At 62.6% G+C, this 18050-nt stretch carries 14 protein-coding genes; 7 read left to right on the forward strand and 7 right to left on the reverse strand.

The features are described 5' to 3' along the window. The 3 genes from CR103_RS06355 to CR103_RS06365 form a co-directional block, all read left to right on the forward strand. Positions 1-411 (forward strand): IS66 family transposase (locus CR103_RS06355; RefSeq protein WP_143752537.1); only part of this gene is annotated, 411 nt, incomplete at its 5' end. A 182-nt stretch (positions 412-593) separates the two neighbouring features. Beyond that, positions 594-3449: a TonB-dependent receptor domain-containing protein gene (locus tag CR103_RS06360; RefSeq protein WP_099915169.1), complete on the forward strand. Its 2856-nt coding sequence runs from the start codon at positions 594-596 to the stop codon at positions 3447-3449. Positions 3450-3547: 98 nt separating this feature from the next. Then, positions 3548-4627, forward strand: a complete 1080-nt coding sequence (locus CR103_RS06365) for a S66 peptidase family protein (RefSeq protein ID WP_099915170.1) — start codon at positions 3548-3550, stop codon at positions 4625-4627. 53 nt (positions 4628-4680) lie between these two features. Here CR103_RS06365 and CR103_RS06370 read toward each other — a convergent pair whose 3' ends face one another. Further along, positions 4681-5307, reverse strand: a complete 627-nt coding sequence (locus CR103_RS06370) for a hypothetical protein (protein ID WP_229442826.1) — start codon at positions 5305-5307, stop codon at positions 4681-4683. 921 nt (positions 5308-6228) lie between these two features. On the opposite strand from CR103_RS06370, the gene CR103_RS06375 reads away from it, so the two are divergent. From CR103_RS06375 to CR103_RS24065, 3 genes are all read left to right on the forward strand, one after another. Next, positions 6229-8754, forward strand: coding sequence for a M4 family metallopeptidase (locus tag CR103_RS06375; RefSeq protein WP_099915172.1), 2526 nt, complete (start codon positions 6229-6231; stop codon positions 8752-8754). Positions 8755-8946: 192 nt separating this feature from the next. Beyond that, a complete protein-coding gene (locus CR103_RS24060) occupies positions 8947-9711 on the forward strand; it encodes a hypothetical protein (RefSeq protein WP_370659421.1) in 765 nt (254 codons plus the stop codon). Beyond that, positions 9638-9973, forward strand: coding sequence for a hypothetical protein (locus tag CR103_RS24065; protein WP_370659422.1), 336 nt, complete (start codon positions 9638-9640; stop codon positions 9971-9973). The genes CR103_RS24060 and CR103_RS24065 overlap by 74 nt, the downstream gene beginning before the upstream one ends. 32 nt (positions 9974-10005) lie before the next feature. On the opposite strand, the gene CR103_RS06385 is transcribed toward CR103_RS24065, so the two are convergent. The 6 genes from CR103_RS06385 to CR103_RS06410 all read right to left on the reverse strand — a co-directional run bounded on the left by CR103_RS06385 (position 10006) and on the right by CR103_RS06410 (position 16684). Next, positions 10006-11133, reverse strand: coding sequence for an acyl-CoA dehydrogenase family protein (locus tag CR103_RS06385; protein ID WP_099915173.1), 1128 nt, complete (start codon positions 11131-11133; stop codon positions 10006-10008). A 37-nt stretch (positions 11134-11170) separates the two neighbouring features. Continuing rightward, positions 11171-11839, reverse strand: coding sequence for an SDR family oxidoreductase (locus CR103_RS06390; RefSeq protein ID WP_099915174.1), 669 nt, complete (start codon positions 11837-11839; stop codon positions 11171-11173). Between the two features lie 2 nt (positions 11840-11841). Further along, positions 11842-13041 (reverse strand): acetyl-CoA C-acyltransferase, encoded by a 1200-nt coding sequence (locus CR103_RS06395; RefSeq protein WP_099915175.1) that lies wholly within the window; start codon positions 13039-13041, stop codon positions 11842-11844. Then, positions 13034-14896, reverse strand: a complete 1863-nt coding sequence (gene aceK, locus CR103_RS06400; RefSeq protein WP_099915176.1) for a bifunctional isocitrate dehydrogenase kinase/phosphatase — start codon at positions 14894-14896, stop codon at positions 13034-13036. The genes CR103_RS06395 and aceK overlap by 8 nt, the downstream gene beginning before the upstream one ends. Before the next feature lie 125 nt (positions 14897-15021). Next, entirely contained in the window at positions 15022-16206 is a 1185-nt protein-coding gene (locus CR103_RS06405) for an isovaleryl-CoA dehydrogenase (RefSeq protein ID WP_099915177.1), read from the reverse strand. A gap of 76 nt (positions 16207-16282) precedes the next feature. Continuing rightward, on the reverse strand, positions 16283-16684 hold the full coding sequence (locus CR103_RS06410; protein WP_099915277.1) for a MerR family transcriptional regulator: 402 nt from the start codon (positions 16682-16684) through the stop codon (positions 16283-16285). Between the two features lie 140 nt (positions 16685-16824). Between CR103_RS06410 and CR103_RS06415 the strand changes: the two genes are divergently transcribed. Next, entirely contained in the window at positions 16825-17874 is a 1050-nt protein-coding gene (locus CR103_RS06415; RefSeq protein WP_099915178.1) for an MBL fold metallo-hydrolase, read from the forward strand. Positions 17875-18050: the final 176 nt, after the last annotated feature.

Raw genomic sequence — 18050 nt, forward strand, 5'->3', positions numbered from 1 at the left:
TGCACGGCGGCGCGTGAGCGGCAAATCGTCTTCAGCGCCGACGACGTGTGCGCCTTCCGCACCGTCTACGACAACATCGTGCGGGAAGGCGAAAGGGCCAATCCCGTCGCCAGCGGACGCGTCAAGCAATCGACCACGGTCAACCTGCTGCGCCGCTTCCGTCAGTACGGCGACGCCGTCTTGCGCTTCATCGGCAACTTCACGGTGCCGTTTACAAACAACACGGCCGAGCGTGCAGTCCGTATGCCAAAAGTGAAACAGAAGGTTTCCGGCTGCTTCCGCACGCTTGATGGCGCCGAGTATTTCTGCGTCATTCGCTCCTGCCTCGACACCCTGCGCAAGCAAGGCCACAACATGCTTGCCGTGCTGCAGCAGGCCTTCGCCGGCACTCCTATTCAGTCAGCTGCATAGCGGCTGAATAGTTACCCTAAAAGTTATATTTCCACTAGGTTATTTCATTGGATAGCGCCGAGCGCCTGCGCTTATTCTGAATTGATCACATAACGTAATGCAAAGACATTACTTTTACAATATTGCCGTACTTGCATCCAAGTGCGGCCACCCCGCCCAAGAGAACCCCGAGGAGATTACCCGTGAAGTTGAAAAAAATCGCACACCTGATTGCCCTGATCGGCGTCGTCGGTCCGGCAATGGCGCAGGAGGCGCAACCGCAGCAATCGCAGCAATCGCAGCAAGCGATGCAGCGCGTGGAAATCACGGGTAGTTCGATCAAGCGGATCGCCAAGGAGGGCGGGCTGCCGGTTGAAATCATCACCAAGAAACAGCTGGAAGAGCAGGGCATTGTCACCGCCGAGCAACTGATCATGACGCTCAATGTCAACGGCAACGGTTCGGACAATCTGGCCAGTAACGCCGACGTCACCTCTGGCGCCCAGCGCGGCAACAACGGTGCGTCGTCGGCCAACTTGCGCGGCCAGGGCGCCGACAGTACCCTGGTCCTGCTCAATGGCCGCCGCGTGGCGACCCACGGCATGAAAGGTTCGGCAGTCGACCTCAACTCGATCCCGTTCGCAGCAGTCGAGCGCGTTGAAGTGCTCAAGGACGGCGCCTCGGCGATCTACGGCACCGATGCCATCGGCGGCGTGATCAACTTCATCCTCAAAAAGAATTACACCGGGCTCGAAGCGCAGGCATTTACCGACGTTGCCCAGGCCGGTGGCGGTAACATCAAGCGCGTGTCGGTCGTCGGCGGTTTTGGTGACCTGAACGAAAAAGGTTTCAATATCCTCGTCACCGCCGCCCACAGCGAGAACGCGGCCTTGCGCGGCAACCAGCGCGACTTCATCAACACGTTCCAGCCTGACCGCGGCCTGTCAGTCGACACCCGCGGCGCGCCGTTCGCCAACCTGTTCGCCACCACCGTCGGCCCGTCGTTCATGGCGCGCACCGGCGGCACTGGCCCGACCATTCCGGGCGCAAGCACCCAGACCTATAACGGCATTAGCCTGCTCGACCTGCCGGGCGGCGCCGGTTGCGCAACCATCGACGGCATGGGCGTGTACGATGAAAAACTGTGGGATACCGCCTCCGCCAAATACGGTTGCGCATGGGATACTGGTCGCGCCGCCGTGCTGCAGCAGCCTGTGTCGAGCGACAACGGCGTGATCCGCGCCACCATGAAGCTGGGCACCAGCCAGGTGTTCGCCGAAGGCGTCGCTTCGCAAACCACGGTCAAGAAGAGCTTCTCACCGAACCAGGTCTCGCCAAGCTCGTTGAACTTCCCCGCCAGCACGTTCTACCCGAGCACCGGCGCTGCCTATAACGGCGTCGTCAACGCCATGGTCGCGGCATTCCCGACGCTCGAAGCGAACCGCGGCCTGCCGTTGGCTTACCGCTGGCGCTGCATGGACTGCGGCAACCGCGAAATAGAAACCACCACCAAGGCTGGCCGCTTCCTGATCGGCGCCGATGGCCCGATCGGAAAATTCGACTACCGCGTCGGCATTTCGCGCGCCTCCAGCGAGTCGCAGTCGACCGTCGGCAGCGGCTACAACTATACCGTAGCGCTGGGCGCCGCCCTCGGCACCGGCATCGTCAACCCGTTCCTGAAAGCCGGCGAAAAGCAAACCCAGGCAGCGACCGACCTGATCAACAGCACTTCGGCCAAGGGCGTTGTCCTCTATGGCGGCAAGACTACCCTGACCCAGGCCGACGCCGCGATTTCAGGCGAGCTCTACATGTTGCCAACCGGCGCCATCCTCGGCGCCATCGGCACCGACCTGCGCCGCGAAGAGTACGCGTTCAATGGCGACGCGCGCGCCGCCACTGCCCGCCCGGCGATCCTCAATGCGCCGTTCGACGATGCCAATGCATTGCTGCACGCGCAGCGCGACATCCGCGCCTTCTACGGCGAAGTGATGATTCCGGTAATGAAGTCGCTTGAAGTAACGCTGGCCGGTCGCCAGGATCACTACACCGGTTTCGGCAGCACCTTCAACCCGAAAGTATCGTTCCGCTTCCAGCCGGTCGACCAGCTGCTGTTCCGTGGTTCGTACAATACCGGTTTCCGCGCGCCGTCGTTCAACCAGCTGTTCAACGGCATCACCGAGTCGCCGTACGCCGGCAAGGACCTGGCCGACCCGGCCAAGTGCCCGGGGGCGAAAGCGGACAGCACCAAGCCGGGCTGTGAGTCGATCACGCCGACCACCGTGACCGGCGGCAAACCTACCCTCGGACCCGAGACCGCCAAGCAGGCCACCATCGGCGTCGTGTTCGAGCCATCATCGCGTTTCTCGGCCAACCTCGACCTGTGGGAAGTGCGCAAGGAAAATACGATCGACTCGATCACCGTGGCCACCTTGCTCGCCAACTACGAGCTGTTCAAGGATAGCTTCCTGCGCGACAGCGCCGGCAACCTGATAGGTGTCGACCAGCGCTGGGTCAATGCCGGCAGCCGCATCACGCGCGGCATCGAAGTCGGCGCCCGCACCAACGGCAAGGTTTGGGACGGCGTATGGTCGGCCGGCATCGACGGCTCTTACCTGCTGGAGAAGAAATCCCGCGCCAACGACAACGCCCCGTTCGGCGCCAGCGAAGTGGGCAAATTCACGTTCACCGGTGATCTCGGCCTGAAGTGGAAGCACACTGCCAACGTCAGTTTCAAGAAGGGCGACTGGAGCACGGCCTTGTACAATGTCTACCGCGCCGGATACAAAGACCAGGTGTTGCCAGGCGTCGCCAATGGTTTGGTCAAGCCAAGCAATTACCAGTCGAAAGTCGATCCATACTCGATCTTCCACGCCAGCGTCAGCTACGGCGGCATCAAGAACCTGACCCTGACCGCCGGCGTGAAGAACATCTTTGACCAGGATCCGCCGTTTGCCATCACATACGACGGCAACACCGGCGCCGGCAGCTCGTGGGAGCCACGCGTGGCCGATCCACGCGGCCGTTCGTTCAACCTGTTCGCCAATTACAAGTTCATATAATTGCAGCAAGGTAGCAAGCTGGCGGCCCGTTGCACATGCCTTTCGGCCCTTGTGCAGCGGGCTTTTTTCATTTGCATCCACCTAGTCAGCGAGCAGCGATGTCGAGCAGTAGCAAACCAATCAGCCGGCGCGGCTTCGGCACGTTGGTCGCAACCGCGCTGGCGCTGCCCGGCGTGGTCGCCGCCGCCGATGCGCATCCGCACCGGTTGCACCATCCCAGGAAACGACCGTTGATCAAACCACCCCGCCTGCGCGAAGGCGATCTCGTCGGCCTGATCGCGCCGGGCGGCCACGCCAGCGATGCGTCAATCGAGAAATCGGTGCGCCGGATCGAAGCACTCGGCTTTCGCTGCAAGCCTGGCGCCAACCTGCGCGCGGTGCACGGCAACTACGCCGGCTCGGTGCAGCAGCGATTACATGACCTGCACGCCATGTTCGCCGATCCCGAAGTAAAAGCGATCTGGTGCCTGCGCGGCGGCTCCGGCTGCATTTCGCTGCTATCGAAGCTCGACTATGCGCTGGTGCGCGCCAACCCGAAAGTGCTGCTCGGTTACTCCGACATCACCGCGCTGCACCTAGCAATCGGGCGCCACGCCGGCCTGGTGACGTTCCACGGTCCGGTGGCGTCGTCGACGCCGTCCGTTTATTCGACCGCCCACATGCTGGCGGTGCTGATGGATCCGCAGCCGACCTACACCATTCCGATGGCAATGGAAAACGACCTGCGCGCCCGCGTCGAGCCGCATTACGCGATCCGCACGGTGCACGCCGGCCAGGCAAGCGGAATTTTGACGGGCGGCAACCTGAGCATGGTCAGCGCGCTGGCGGGCACGCCTTACGCCGCCGATTTGCGCAACAGCATCCTGTTCATCGAGGAAGTCAACGAGGCGCCTTACCGGATCGACCGCTGGCTGACGCAGCTCGATTTGTCGCTCGGCCTTGGCACGGCGGCGGCGGTGATGATCGGCATCTGCGACAACTGCGGCGGCACCGACGAGGACATCACGCTGACGTTGGAAGAGACGCTCGACATCCACCTGCAGCCCTTGAAAGTGCCGGCGGTGACGGGTTATTCGTTCGGCCACATCGGCAACCAGTTTACGCTGCCGATGGGGGTGCGGGCCAGGCTCGATACCGAGCGGCAGACGGTGACGTTGCTGGAGGCAGCGGTCAGCTAATCACACAGTCATTGGTTCCCCGCATTCGCGAGGACGACTGCTCACTTCGATCATCAGTGCGTGACGATCTGCGACAGCACCGAAAACGCGGCGCCGGCCTGCGACTGGTCGAGCAGGATGGTCAGCTCGGAAAACGTGCACATCATGTTGACCACGCTGATCTTGTCCCACGCCAGTTTCTTCAGCACCGAGTGATACACGCCCGGCGTGCGCCGCGTTTCGGGATTGAGCCGCAGCGTCAGCGCAGTCAGATTGTCGACCCGCGCCAGCAGGCGCTCGCCGGCGAATGCCTGTTCGACCATGCGATCGAGCGGGCGGCTGCACGCCACCAGCACTTCGTGCACGCCGCGCGTGACGCTGACGAAGGCGCCGGGACAGGACTCGGCCAGTGCCAGCAGCTGGCGCTGGCATTCGTTGCTGCTGTCGGACAGGCGGTAGGTTGAAATGGCCAAGTCGGCGCGGGTGGTCAATTCGCCCGTGCGCGGCGCCAGCACAATCGGCGCTGCCCGGTCCTGCGGCGGCAGGCGCTCCGAAATGCGACGCAGCGCCATCACCACGGCGGCCTGGCCAACCGGCTTCCACAGGTCCGATTCAAGCTGCGGGCGCAACTGGCGCGCCAGTTCGGACAGGTTGATTAGGCCAGCGGCGATCCCTTCGGTCAGGAAGGGCGACTCTGACACTAACTGTTCAACTTTGTTGGCGATCGAGAGCATAGGTATTCGATTTCCCCTCCGGGCCGAGGCGCCCGGTACAGTACTTGTTCAATTGTTCGCCAAGCCGGCCGGCCAGATGCATCGCGCGCGAACGAGGGTTGGCTCCTGCGTCGTGCTTGACGTCGCCGCTGGTTGCGTGTGGCTGGCGAATGTGGATGGTTGCGTATGGCCAGGTTTGCCTGGGCGGGCAGCGTGGCGCCGGTCAGCGCGCGCCGGCCGTATAAGGCGCGCGGCCGCTAGATTGCGGTGAAGTCATGTTGGTCTCTTGAATGGCGCCGTAGGCGGACGCTTGCCCGGTGCTTTTTATCGACGCCACCTGACGTTTCCGCCGGTAACTTGTAACGAGTGTAGGCCCTATTTATTAGAAATTGCAATCAAATTGCGCTATTGAATCTATCGAATTGTTTCGTTTTTGCAGCACCAGCGTGCGAAATCGTTTGCCGTACTGAAGCGAACGCAAAAATGCGATGTATGCATATACAAAAACAAAACATTAGTTGGCATTCATTAAAAACCACCAATTAATAAAAAGCTATTAGTTTGAACAGCTTATCCAAATGCCGCAGTTCGGTAGTGTTGCAAAATTGCCAAAGTGTGCTGAAAAAGCGCCGATTCGACCGAAAAACTTGCGGGGGATGCTGCTGCGCGCCAGCCGATGTCACATTCCAGCCATGGAGTAAAAGTCTGTCCAGCAAGACTCATCGTGATTAAAAATGTCCAGATTTAACATTTTTTGCGGGCTCGTCCAAATTGGCGAGATTTTTGACTTGCCCGGCATCAAGGGAATACCGTCGCTTTCTCGATGGCGATGGCGCGGTGGCATACACCGTCTGGCTGTGTCGAGGCACACGATAAATCAGATCTACGACCCACCCAATGGAGAAGACAATGAATTTACGCAAAACCCTGATCGCCGCATCGTTGGCCGCGCTGCCGATGATGCTGTGCAGCGAAGCGGTGGCCGCCGGTCCGATGATGGGCTCGCCGATTGTTGCCGCCGCCGCATCGGACCACGGCGCGCTGGTCGCCAAACTTCACGCCGCCAACGACAAGCGCGGCCTCGACGCCAACCACGGCTACGCCGTCGCCAGCGCGCATCCGGGCGTCGCCGGCACCAGGATCAGCCGCGTCGACCACACCTATAAAGGCGTGCGGGTGTTCCACTCCGAATCGGTGCTGGTCACCAACGACGCCGGCAAGATCGTCAGCGAATCGGTGACCGACCGCCGTTCCGGCCTCGGTTACGGCGCTGCCAGTGGGAAAATGTTTGGCCGCTTTGCCAGCTTCAGCGTGCAGCCGTCGATATCGGCGGCGGCGGCGATCGATTCGGTGGTGGCGGCCGTTTCGCCCGGCGCGGTGCATGCGGCCAAGCCGAGCACCGAGCTGATCGTGTTCCCGATCGTTGTCTCGGTGCGGGTGCCGGCGGCGGCCAACAAGATCGAGAGCGACCTCAACGCCCTGGACCTGGAACAGCAGGTCACCGGCTACGAGCTGGCCTATCTGGTGCAGACCCGCATGATTGCCGGCGGCAACCGGCCGGTCTATGTCGACACCGTGGTCAGCGCCAGCGACGGCCGCGTGCTCAAGCAGTGGCAGGCGCTGCAGACCGTGACCGGCACCGGCAACAGCCAGTACAACGGCGTCGTGCCGATCAGCACCACCTTGTCGGGCAGCACCTATACGATGAAGGATGCCAACCGCGGCATCGGCGGCGCCTTTGGCGCGATGGCAATCACCAACGCCAACCACGGCACCACTGCCGGCGCCATCTATACCAACACGACCAACACCTGGGGCGACGGCCAGCAGTACATCGCCGGCGGCAGCACCACCAATGCCAACGGCCAGACCGCTGCGGTAAATGCGATGTGGGGGCTGATGAACGCCTACGACATGATGAAAAATACGCTCGGCTGGCAGTCGCTCGATGGCAACAACACCGCCACCTACATTGCCGTCCACGTCAACACCGCCTACGACAATGCTTACTACAGCGACACTTGCAAGTGCATGTTCATTGGCGACGGTTCGTCGTTCAAGAACCTCGGTGCGATCGACGTGATTGGCCACGAAATGGGCCACGGCGTCACCGCCGCCACCAGTAACCTGACCTACTCGGGCGAGTCCGGCGGCTTGAACGAGTCCAGTTCCGACATCAACGGCGAAGCGGTGGAAGCCTATGCGCGCGCCGGCGGCACCGGCACCACCATCCCGAATACCGGCAACGACTGGGTCACGGGCCTTGAAATCAGCAAGACCGGCACGCCGCTGCGCTACCTCTACAAGCCGAGCAAGGACGGCAGCAGCCCGAACGCCTGGAGCAGCACCGTCGGCAGCCTCGACGTGCACTACAGCAGCGGCCCGAACAACCGCATGTTCTATTTCCTCGCGCAGGGTTCCAACTCGACCTCGACGAGCGACTATTACAGCGCTTATTTGAACAAGGCACCGCTGGCGATGACCGGCATCGGCACCGACAAGGCCTACCGTATCTGGTTCCGCGCGCTGACCACCAAGTTTACCGCCTCCACCAATTACGCCGACGCCCGCGCCAAGGTGCTGCTGGCGGCCCAGGAACTGTACGGCGTGGGCAGCAAGGAAGCGACCGCGGTGCAGCGCGCATACGCGGCGATCAACGTCGGCGCCGACGTCGCCGAAGCGGCTAGCGGCGGCGCGGTGGCGATCAGCACGAACCCAGCCAGCGTCACCGTGACCGCGGGCGCGGTCGCCAATTTTTCCGTCACCGCGACCGGTGGCAGCGCGCCCTACACGTACCAGTGGCTGCGCAACGGCGCCAGCATCGCCGGCGCCACCGCGGCCAGCTACAGCCTGACGGCGCAAACGGGCGACAACGGCGCCGGCTTTAGCGCCAGGGTCACCGACTCGGCCGCAACGCCAGGCAGCGCGACCAGCAGCACCGCCACGCTGACGGTGTCCTCAGGCGGCGCGACCGAGAGAATCGTCAACGGCAGCTTCGAGTCGGGCACCACCGGCTGGGCCGGCACCACCGGCGTGATCGGCGCTTACGCCGGCCAGAGCGCGTACGACGGCACCCGCTTTGCCTGGCTCGGCGGCAACGGCGCCACGGCCAGCGAAACCATCACCCAGGCAGTGGCGATCCCGTCGGCGGCCACCGCGGCTTCGCTGACGTTTGCGCTGCACATCGACACGGCCGAGACCACCACCACCAGCGCATACGACAAGCTGGTGGTGACGGTGAAAAATTCGGCCGGCACGGTATTGGGCACCCTGGCGACGTATTCCAACCTGAACAAGGCAACCGGCTACCAGGTCCGCAGCTTCAACCTGCTGGCGTACAAGGGCCAGACGGTGACGCTGTCGTTCGCCGTGAAGGAAGACGCGTCGCTGCAAACTTCATTCGTGGTCGACAAGGTCAGCCTGGTGACGCAGTAAGCACGGCAAGCCCCAGATAAGCCCCGGCTTCGGCCGGGGGTTTTTTTCGTCGCGCCTTTGCGCGATAGGTATTTTTCTTGCGCTGGCGAAACACCAAGTGGCCCGCGCCCTGCGCGCCATCAAGCCTCCGCTCCAGCGCTCGCTCGAAGCGCGCAATCCCGCGGCATCGTTCAAGCGCAATCACGTCTGAGTATGGACGAGCCAGACCACGCGTCCGGCCAGCACCATTTTTTCATCGACCGCCCCCTTGCTCGCCGTATTTCCTCTCGTGTTGTGCAACGCCGCACTGGTGGCCAGCAGTACACCGGCGGCAGCACCACCAACGCCAACGCCCAGACCGCGGCGGTGAATGCGATGTGGGGCTTGATGAACACCTACGACATGCTGAAAAACACCCTCGGCTCGTATTCGCTCGACGGCAACAACACCGCCACCTACATCGCCGCCCACGTCTTCAGCAACTACGACAATGCCTTCTACGACGACCGTTGCAAGTGCATGTTCATCGGTGATGGTGCGTCGTTCTACAACCTCGGCGCGATCGACGTGATCGGCCACGAGATGTCGCACGGCATCACCGTCGCCGCCACGTCCAATCTCACCTATTCGGGCGAATCGGGCGGCCCGAACAACCGCATGTTCTACTTCCTGTCGCAGGGCTCGAACGCCAGCGCCAGCAGCGACTACCACAGCGCCTATCTGAGCGGTGCGCCGCTGGCAATGACGGGCATCAGCACCGACAAGGCTTGCCGTATCTGGTTTCGCGCTGACCATCCAGTTTACTGCCTCGACCAATTACGCCGGCGCCCGCGCCCGGGTGCTGTTGTCAGCCCAGGAACTGTACGGCGCCGGCTTCAGCGTCAGGGTAACCGATTCGGCCAGCGTGACCACACTGACGGTGTCGTCGGGCACCACGAGCGAGAAAGTCGTCAACGGCAGCGTCGAGTCCGGCACTAGCGGCTGGGACGGCAGCACCTCGGAGACCAGCGCCGAGATTGCCTACGACAAGATGGTGGTGACGGTAAAAAATTCCGCTGGAACGATGCTGGCCATGCTGGCCCCCTACAGCAACCTGAACCAGGCGCCCGGATACCAGGTCCGCAATATCGACCTGCTGGCCTACAAGGGACAGACGGTGACGCTGTCGTTCGCCGCGACCGAGGATGAATCGCTGCAGACCTCGTTCGTGCTCGGCGGCGTCAGCCTGGTGACCCAGTAAAGGCGGCAAATAACAAACCACTGCATATCCGGCTACAGCGCGCGCGCGATCAATATCTTCTGGATGTCGCTGGTGCCTTCGTAGATCTGGCACACGCGCACGTCGCGGTAGATGCGCTCGATGGGGAAATCGCTGACGTAGCCGTAGCCGCCGAATACCTGCATCGCCTCCGACACCACCCGTTCGGCCATCTCGGAGGCGAACAGCTTGGCCATCGCCGCCTCTTTCAGGCACGGCAAGCCGGCGTCTTTCATCGACGCCGCATGGCGGATCAGCTGGCGCGCCGCTTCGATCTTGGTCGCCATGTCGGCCAGCTTGAACTGCACCGCCTGGTGCTCGAAGATCGCCTTGCCGAAGCTTTCGCGCTCGCGCGCGTACGCCAGCGCGGCGTCGAACGCGGCGCGTGCCATGCCGACCGATTGCGCAGCGATGCCGATGCGCCCGCCTTCGAGCCCCGACAGCGCGATCTTGTAGCCTTGCCCTTCCTCGCCGATCAGGTTTTCAAGCGGAATGCGGCAGTTCTCGAACAGGATCTGCGCCGTGTCGGACGAGTGCTGGCCCATCTTCTGTTCCAGCCCGGCGACGATGTAGCCGGGGTTTGAGGTCGGTACCCAGAACGCGCTGATGCCGCGCTTGCCGGCGGCCTTGTCGGTGACGGCCATGACGATGGCGACGTCGCCGTATTTGCCGCTGGTAATGAATTGCTTGGTGCCGTTGATGACGTATTCGTCACCAACGCGGCTGGCGGTCGTGCGCAGCGCCGAGGCGTCGCTGCCGGTGTGCGGCTCGGTCAGGGCGAAGGCGCCGAGCATGTCGCCGCGCGCCAGCGGGCGCAGCCACTGTTCTTTCTGCGCGTCGTTCGCATACATCATGGCGATGCTGCACACCGGGCAGTTGTTGACCGAGATGATGGTGGACACGCCGCCATCGCCGGCGGCGATTTCTTCCAGCACCAGCGCCAGCGACACGTAATCGAGTCCCGCGCCGCCAAGGTGTTCCGGCACGGCGACGCCGAATGCGCCGAGCGCGGCCAGCTCTTGTAGTTCTTCCTTTGGAAAATGGTGTTCCTTGTCCCAGCGCGCCGCGTTGGGCGCGAGGCGCTCCTGCGAAAAGCTGCGCAGCGCGTCGCGGATCATCTGGTGTTCTTCGGTCAATATCATGCGGTCTCGCTTGTTGTCCGTGCTTGGGAGTTGAGGCTCACCACGCGATCGGGGTGCCGTCGTAATTGTAAAATTTGCCGTTATCAAGCGCGCTCAAACGGGCCAGGGTGGCGCGTAATCCGGCCACGCTTTGTTCGACCGGCAGGTCGGCGCCAAGGCCGCCCATGTCGGTTTGCACCCAGCCCGGATGGAAGGCCAGGCAGGTGGCGCCTTGCGGGCCAAATTCGATGCTCGCGTCTTTCAGCACCGAGTTGAGCGCGGCCTTGCTGGCGCGGTATAGCGAGCCGTTGGCGGCAGTGCGCGAACCGATCGATCCCATCCGCGAAGACAGTACCGCCAGCTTTCCGCGCGATGCCGCCACAATCGGGGCCAGCAGCGGCAGCAGCCGCATCGCCGCCAGCACGTTGGTGTGCATGACGGCGTCGAACTCGGCGTCGGTCGGAAAACCGTCGTTGCGCGGACCGTACAGGCCGGCGACCAAGAAGGCGACGTCGAGCTGTTCGCCGTCCAGGTGCCAGCCCAACGCCGCGATCGAGTCAACGCTGGCGACGTCGAGGTCAAGCGCCTCTGCGCCCATCGCCGACAGGGCCGCGCACTGCGCTTCCGTGCGCGCGGTAGCGATGGTACGCCAGCCGTCGGCCAGGTACTGGCGCGCCATCTCGCGGCCGATGCCGCGCGAGGCGCCCACGATCAGCGCGGTCGGCATGGCTACGCCATTTCGAACGCCATCGCCGTCGCTTCGCCGCCGCCGATGCACAGCGCCGCGACGCCGCGCTTGCCACCGGTCTTTTTCAACGCGCCCAGCAAGGTGACGATGATGCGCGCGCCGGAGGCGCCGATCGGGTGGCCCAGCGCGCAGGCGCCGCCGTGGATGTTGATCTTGCTGTGCGGGATATCGAGTTCGTGCATCGCCGCCATCGGCACCGCGGCGAACGCTTCGTTGATCTCGAACAGGTCGACGCCGGCAGCGCTCCAGCCGGTTTTGGCCAGCAGTTTTTGCAGCGCGCCGATCGGCGCCGTGGTGAACAGGTTCGGCTCCTGGGCGTGGGTGGCGTGGCCGACGATACGGGCGATGACGGTCAAACCCAGTTTGGCGGCGGTCGATTCGCGCATCAGCACCAGCGCGGCGGCGCCGTCGTTGATCGACGACGACGAGGCGGCGGTGATGCTGCCGTCTTTTTTGAACGCCGGGCGCAGCGACGGTATCTTGTCGAGCTTGGCCTTGAGCGGGCCTTCGTCCTTGTCGATGACGGTGTCACCAAGCCGACCGCTCACGGTAACCGGCGCGATTTCCCACTTGAAGTGGCCTTCGCTGGTGGCGGCCTGGGCGCGCTTGACCGACTCGATGGCGAACGCATCCTGCGCTTCGCGGGTGAACGCATACTTGGTGGCGCATTCTTCGGCGAAGGTGCCCATCGATCGGCCGCCGCCGGTTTTTTCGTCTTTGCTGTAGGCGTCTTCCAGGCCGTCGAGCATCATGTGGTCGTACATCATGCCGTGGCCGATGCGGTAGCCGCCGCGCGCCTTCGGGATCAGGTACGGCGCGTTGGTCATCGATTCCATGCCGCCGGCGACGATCACTTCGGCGCTGCCGGCAAGCAGCGCGTCATGCGCGAAAATCGTCGTCTGCATGGCCGAGCCGCACATTTTCGACAAGGTCACGGCGCCCGCCGACAACGGCAGGCCGGCCTTGATGGCGGCCTGGCGCGCCGGCGCCTGGCCCTGGCCGGCCATCAGGCAATTGCCGAAATAGACGTGCTCGACGAGGTTCTTGTCGACGCCGGAGCGTTCGACGGCAGCGGCGATGGCGACGGCGCCGAGGTCGTTCGCGCTCTTGGAAGAAAAATCGCCCTGGAACGCGCCCATGGGTGTGCGGGCTGCGCCGACGATAACGACTGGATCATTCATTGTGAAGGTTCTCCATATAAGGGGAAGTATAGACCGGCGGTGTTGCGCTTGCCGGGGTGGTCAGGGTGATCGGAGTCGATGTTGATGAAGCGAGATTGCAAAAACGGATCTGCTGCGGGTACGGATAGACGTCTTCAATAAAACCATCCAGGATGCGCTGTTTGCGCGCTTGCCAGAAATCGCGGGTGAGCAAGTCGGCGTGGTGGGCCATGAAGGCCTTGCGGATCTTGGCGTTGCCGAGCAAGAAGACGCCGAACTGTTCGGGAAACACGTCGTGCTTGCCGATCGAATACCAGGGCTCGGCCGACATCTCGTCTTCCTCGTTGCGTGGCTGCGGGATGTCGCGGAAATTACAATCGGTGATGTACTCGATCTCGTCGTAATCGTAGAACACCACGCGGCCATGGCGGGTCACGCCGAAGTTTTTATACAGCATGTCGCCCGGGAAAATGTTGGCCACCACCAGCTCCTTGATGGCATTGCCGTATTCGACGACGCCGTGCTCGATCAGCGCGTCGTTGCCGGCCTGCTCGGCCTTGGACAAAAAAATGTTCAGCGGCACCATGCGGCGCTCGATGTACAGGTGGCGCAGGATGATCTGGCTGGCCTCGATCTCGACCAGCGACGGCGCATGGTGCATCAGTTCGGCGATCAGTTCCTCGGAAAACCGCGCAAGCGGGAAGGCAACGTTGGAATACTCGAGCGTGTCGGCCATGCGGCCGACGCGGTCGTGGTTTTTCACCAGCAGGTATTTTTCCTTGATCTGGGCGCGCGTGGTTTCCTTCGGCGCTGGAAAAAAGTCCTTGATCACTTTAAACACGTACGGGAACGACGGCAGCGCGAACACCAGCATGACCAGGCCGCGGATGCCGGGAGCGATCTCGAAGCGGTCCGAGGTGTGCTTCAGGTGCTGCAGGTAATCGCGGTAAAACAGCGTCTTGCCTTGTTTTTGCAGGCCGAGGATGGTGTAGATTTCGCTCCTGGGTTTGCGCGGCAGCAGGCTGCGCAAAAATTGCACGTAGGCCGACGGCACTTCCATGTCGACCAGAAAATAGGCGCGGGTGAACGAGAACAAAATCGCAATCTGTTCCTGCTCGTACAGCACGGTGTCGAGCACCAGCTCGCCCTGGCCGTTGTGCAGGATCGGCACGACGAACGGATACTCGCGGTTGCCGTTGATGCCCTTGCCGACAATGTAGGCGCCCTTGTTGCGGTAAAACAGGCTGGAGAGCACCTGGATCTGGTGGTTCGGTTCGAGCGTGTCGGGGCCGAAAAATAGTTTCAGCCGCGCTTCGACCTGCGCGATGTCGCCGTCGAGGTTGGCAAATTTGGTGTCGAGCTGGAAGTTGGTGACCACGCGCTCGAGCGTGAAGCGCAAGCCGTCGACGTGGGGATAGTAGACGCGGTAGGTCGGCAGCAGTTCTTCAGTTTCGATGTACTCGGTGGACACTACCGGCCGCACGAAAATAAAATCGTTGTGAAAATAAGTTCGGTGCAGGATGTTGCAGCAAACCGAATTGAAAAAACTTTCGGCAAGTTCCGGCTGCTTGTAGTCGGACAGCATGCCAATGTAGTGCAGCTTCAGTTCGCGCCACACTTCGTCCGTCAGCTCGCTGTGCGAATACTCGTCCTCCAGCGCCTGCACGCATTCCTGCACGCGCTGGTCGTAAAAGCCGATGCGCTCGCGCGCCGCCTGCTGCGCTACCGCCCACGCGCCGGTTTCGAAATGGCGCTTGGCGCGCTGACTGGTCTGGCGAAACAGGCGATAGTGCTTGTCGAAGCCGTCGAGAATCGTGCGCGCGATATCGAATGCGATCTGGGAGGACAGCAGTTTCGGGAACGCGGCTTGGGTCATCGTGCTTCTCGTTTAAGTTGAACCACTACATTCTACCGCCGTCGTCCTGGCAAATGCGGGGACCCCATTTTGCACGCGGCACTGAAACGCCAGCAAATGAGACCACCGCGTTCGCGAGGGCGACGTTAGCTGGTTTCGGCGTACAGTTCACGCCCGATCAGCATGCGGCGAATTTCACTGGTGCCCGCACCGATCTCGTACAGCTTGGCGTCGCGCCACAGCCGCCCGACCGGATAATCGTTGATGTAGCCATTGCCGCCCAGCGCCTGAATCGCTTCGCCGGCCATCCAGGTCGCCCTCTCCGCGCTGTACAAAATGGCGCCGGCGGCGTCCTTGCGCAGGTTGCGGATCGCTTCCGGCGAGGTGGCGCGGTCGCACGCCTGGCCGACCGCGTAGACATACGCGCGGCACGCCATCATGGTCGAGTACATGTCGGCCAGTTTTCCCTGCATCAGCTGAAATTCGCCGATCGGCTGGCCGAACTGGCGGCGCTCATGCAGGTAGGGCACCACCGCATCCATGCAGGCGGCCATGATGCCGAGCGGGCCGCCCGACAACACGCTGCGCTCGAAGTCGAGGCCCGACATCAGCACGTTGACGCCCTTGCCGAGGCCGCCGAGCACGTTTTCGGCCGGCACTTCGCAGTCGACAAATACCAGTTCGCCGGTGTGCGAGCCGCGCATGCCGAGCTTGTCGAGCTTTTGCGCCACCGAAAATCCCTTGTAGCCTTTTTCAACCAGGAAGGCGGTCATGCCGCGCGCGCCCGCTTCCAGGTCGTTCTTGGCGTACACCACCATCACGTCGGCGTCGGGGCCGTTGGTGATCCACATCTTGGTGCCGTTCAGGACCCAGCGGTCGCCCTTGAACTCGGCGCGCAATTTCATGCTGACGACGTCGGAGCCGGCGTTCGGCTCGGACATGGCGAGCGCGCCGACGTACTCGCCGGAAATGAGCTTGGGCAGGTATTTGCGCTTCTGCTCTTCGGTGCCGTTGCGCTTGATCTGGTTGACGCACAGGTTCGAGTGGGCGCCGTACGACAGGCCGACCGAGGCCGAGGCCCGCGAGATCTCTTCCATGGCGACGATGTGGGCCAAGTAGCCCATCTGGGCACCGCCGTACTGCTCGTCGACCGTGATGCCGAGCACGCCGAGCGCGCCCATCTTGCGCCACAAGTCCATCGGGAACTGGTCGCTGCGGTCGATTTCCGCAGCGCGCGGGGCGATTTCGACGGCGGCAAACTGTTGCACCGCTTCGCGCAGGGCGGCGATATCTTCGCCATGATCAAAGGTCAAGCCAGGCAAGTGCAACATGTAATCCTCACGGAAATTGGGCAAAAGAGGATAATACGCCGAAGTGACGTTAACGTAAACGTAAAGTAAAGCCGGGTCAGGTGGCAGCCTGGACTTGCGTCGCCTCGGCCAGCATGCGCCGGCATTCGTCCTCGTGGGCGGCGATTTCGCCCAGCGCCATTTCGATGTCGGCGCGCTGTTGTTCGAGTGTTTCGCGCTGGTGGGCCAGAATGCCGAGGAAGCGGTTCATCTGCGCCACGGTGTCTTTCGGCGACTCGTACATGTCGACGATGCTCTTGATTTCCGACAAGGTCAAGCCGAGGCGCTTGCCGCGCAGCGTCAGTTTGAGGCGGGTGCGGTCGCGCGCCGTGTAGACCCGGCTGCGCCCGCCGGCGCCTTCGCGGCTCGGGGTGAGCAGGCCGTGGTCTTCGTAAAACCGGATGGCGCGCGCGGTGATGTCGAATTCACGCGCCAGTTCGGCGATGGTATAGGTTGGCATGGCGGTCGTGGTGGCGGTAAAAAACGATAAAAATTGCAAAATCCGGAATCGCTTAGAATGGCGTGGACATTTTCCGTTTACGTCAACGTCAAGCACATTGTAGCGCGCCACCCGGCTTTATGAATACCGAAAGATCCGCCATGAATGCTCTCGAGTCGCAACTTGCCTACCCGTTCGGCGATGTTCTGCCCGCCATCGGCGCCGTCCACCAACTGGCCCCGGGCCTGGGTTGGCTGCGCATGCCGCTGCCGTTCGCACTCGACCATGTCAATCTGTGGCTGATCGCCGACGAGGGCGAGGCCGGGGCGGGCTGGAGCGCCGTCGATTGCGGCGTCGCCAACGATGCGACACGCGATGCGTGGCAACAGGTGTTCGCCAACGGCATGGATGGATTGCCGCTGTTGCGGGTCATCGCCACCCATTGCCATCCGGACCATATCGGCCTGTCGGACTGGTTGTGCCGCCGCTTCGACGCGCCGTTCTGGATCACCACCGGCGAATACGGTTTCGCTCGCATGATGTCCGCTGCGCTGCCCGGGGTTGACGGCACTGCGGCGATTCCCCATTTCCAGCGCCACGGCCTGGCCGGCGCCGAACTGCTCGAACAGATGCAAACGCGGCGCAATTATTTTCCATCGCTGGTGCCGGCCGTGCCGGCGTCGTACGCGCGCATGCAGGACGGCCAGCAGGTCGCCATCGGCGAGCACAGCTGGCGCGTGATCACCGGCTTCGGCCATTCGCCCGAGCACGCGGCGCTGTATTGCGCGGCGCTGGGTGTGCTGATCTCGGGCGACATGGTGCTGCCGCGCATCTCGACGAATGTGTCGGTGTTTGCGATCGAACCGGAAGGCAATCCCTTGCAGTTGTACCTCGATTCGCTGGCCAGGTTCGAAGACTTGCCGGCCGACACGCTGGTGCTGCCATCGCACGGGCGGCCTTTTCGCGGCCTGCACACGCGCATCTGTCAACTGCGCGCCCACCATGCGGCGCGCCTGGCCGAGGTCGTCGAAGCCTGCGCGAGCCCTTGCTCGGCGATGGACATCGTGCCGATCATGTTTCGCCGTCCACTCGACGCCCACCAGCTCACGTTCGCGCTGGGCGAAGCGCTGGCCCACCTGCACAAGTGCTGGAATGATGGCGTTGTGCGGCGGGCAATCGGCGCCGATGGCATCATCCGCTTTAGCGCATAAACAGGGGTGAGGGTTGAGGGCCGCGCGTTACGTAAAAGCGGACTGAACCATGAGTTTCAGCGGTATCTCGCACTTTTTTCAGTCGATTGAATGCTATCGGGCGGTGCGCGTTTCCTGCGCCGTATATACTCATTAAACTGTTACTTAGGTAGAGGAAACGGTCACGATTGGCTTGG

Source organism: Massilia psychrophila (assembly GCF_002760665.1).
Classification (GTDB): Bacteria; Pseudomonadota; Gammaproteobacteria; order Burkholderiales; family Burkholderiaceae_D; genus JAFCUW01.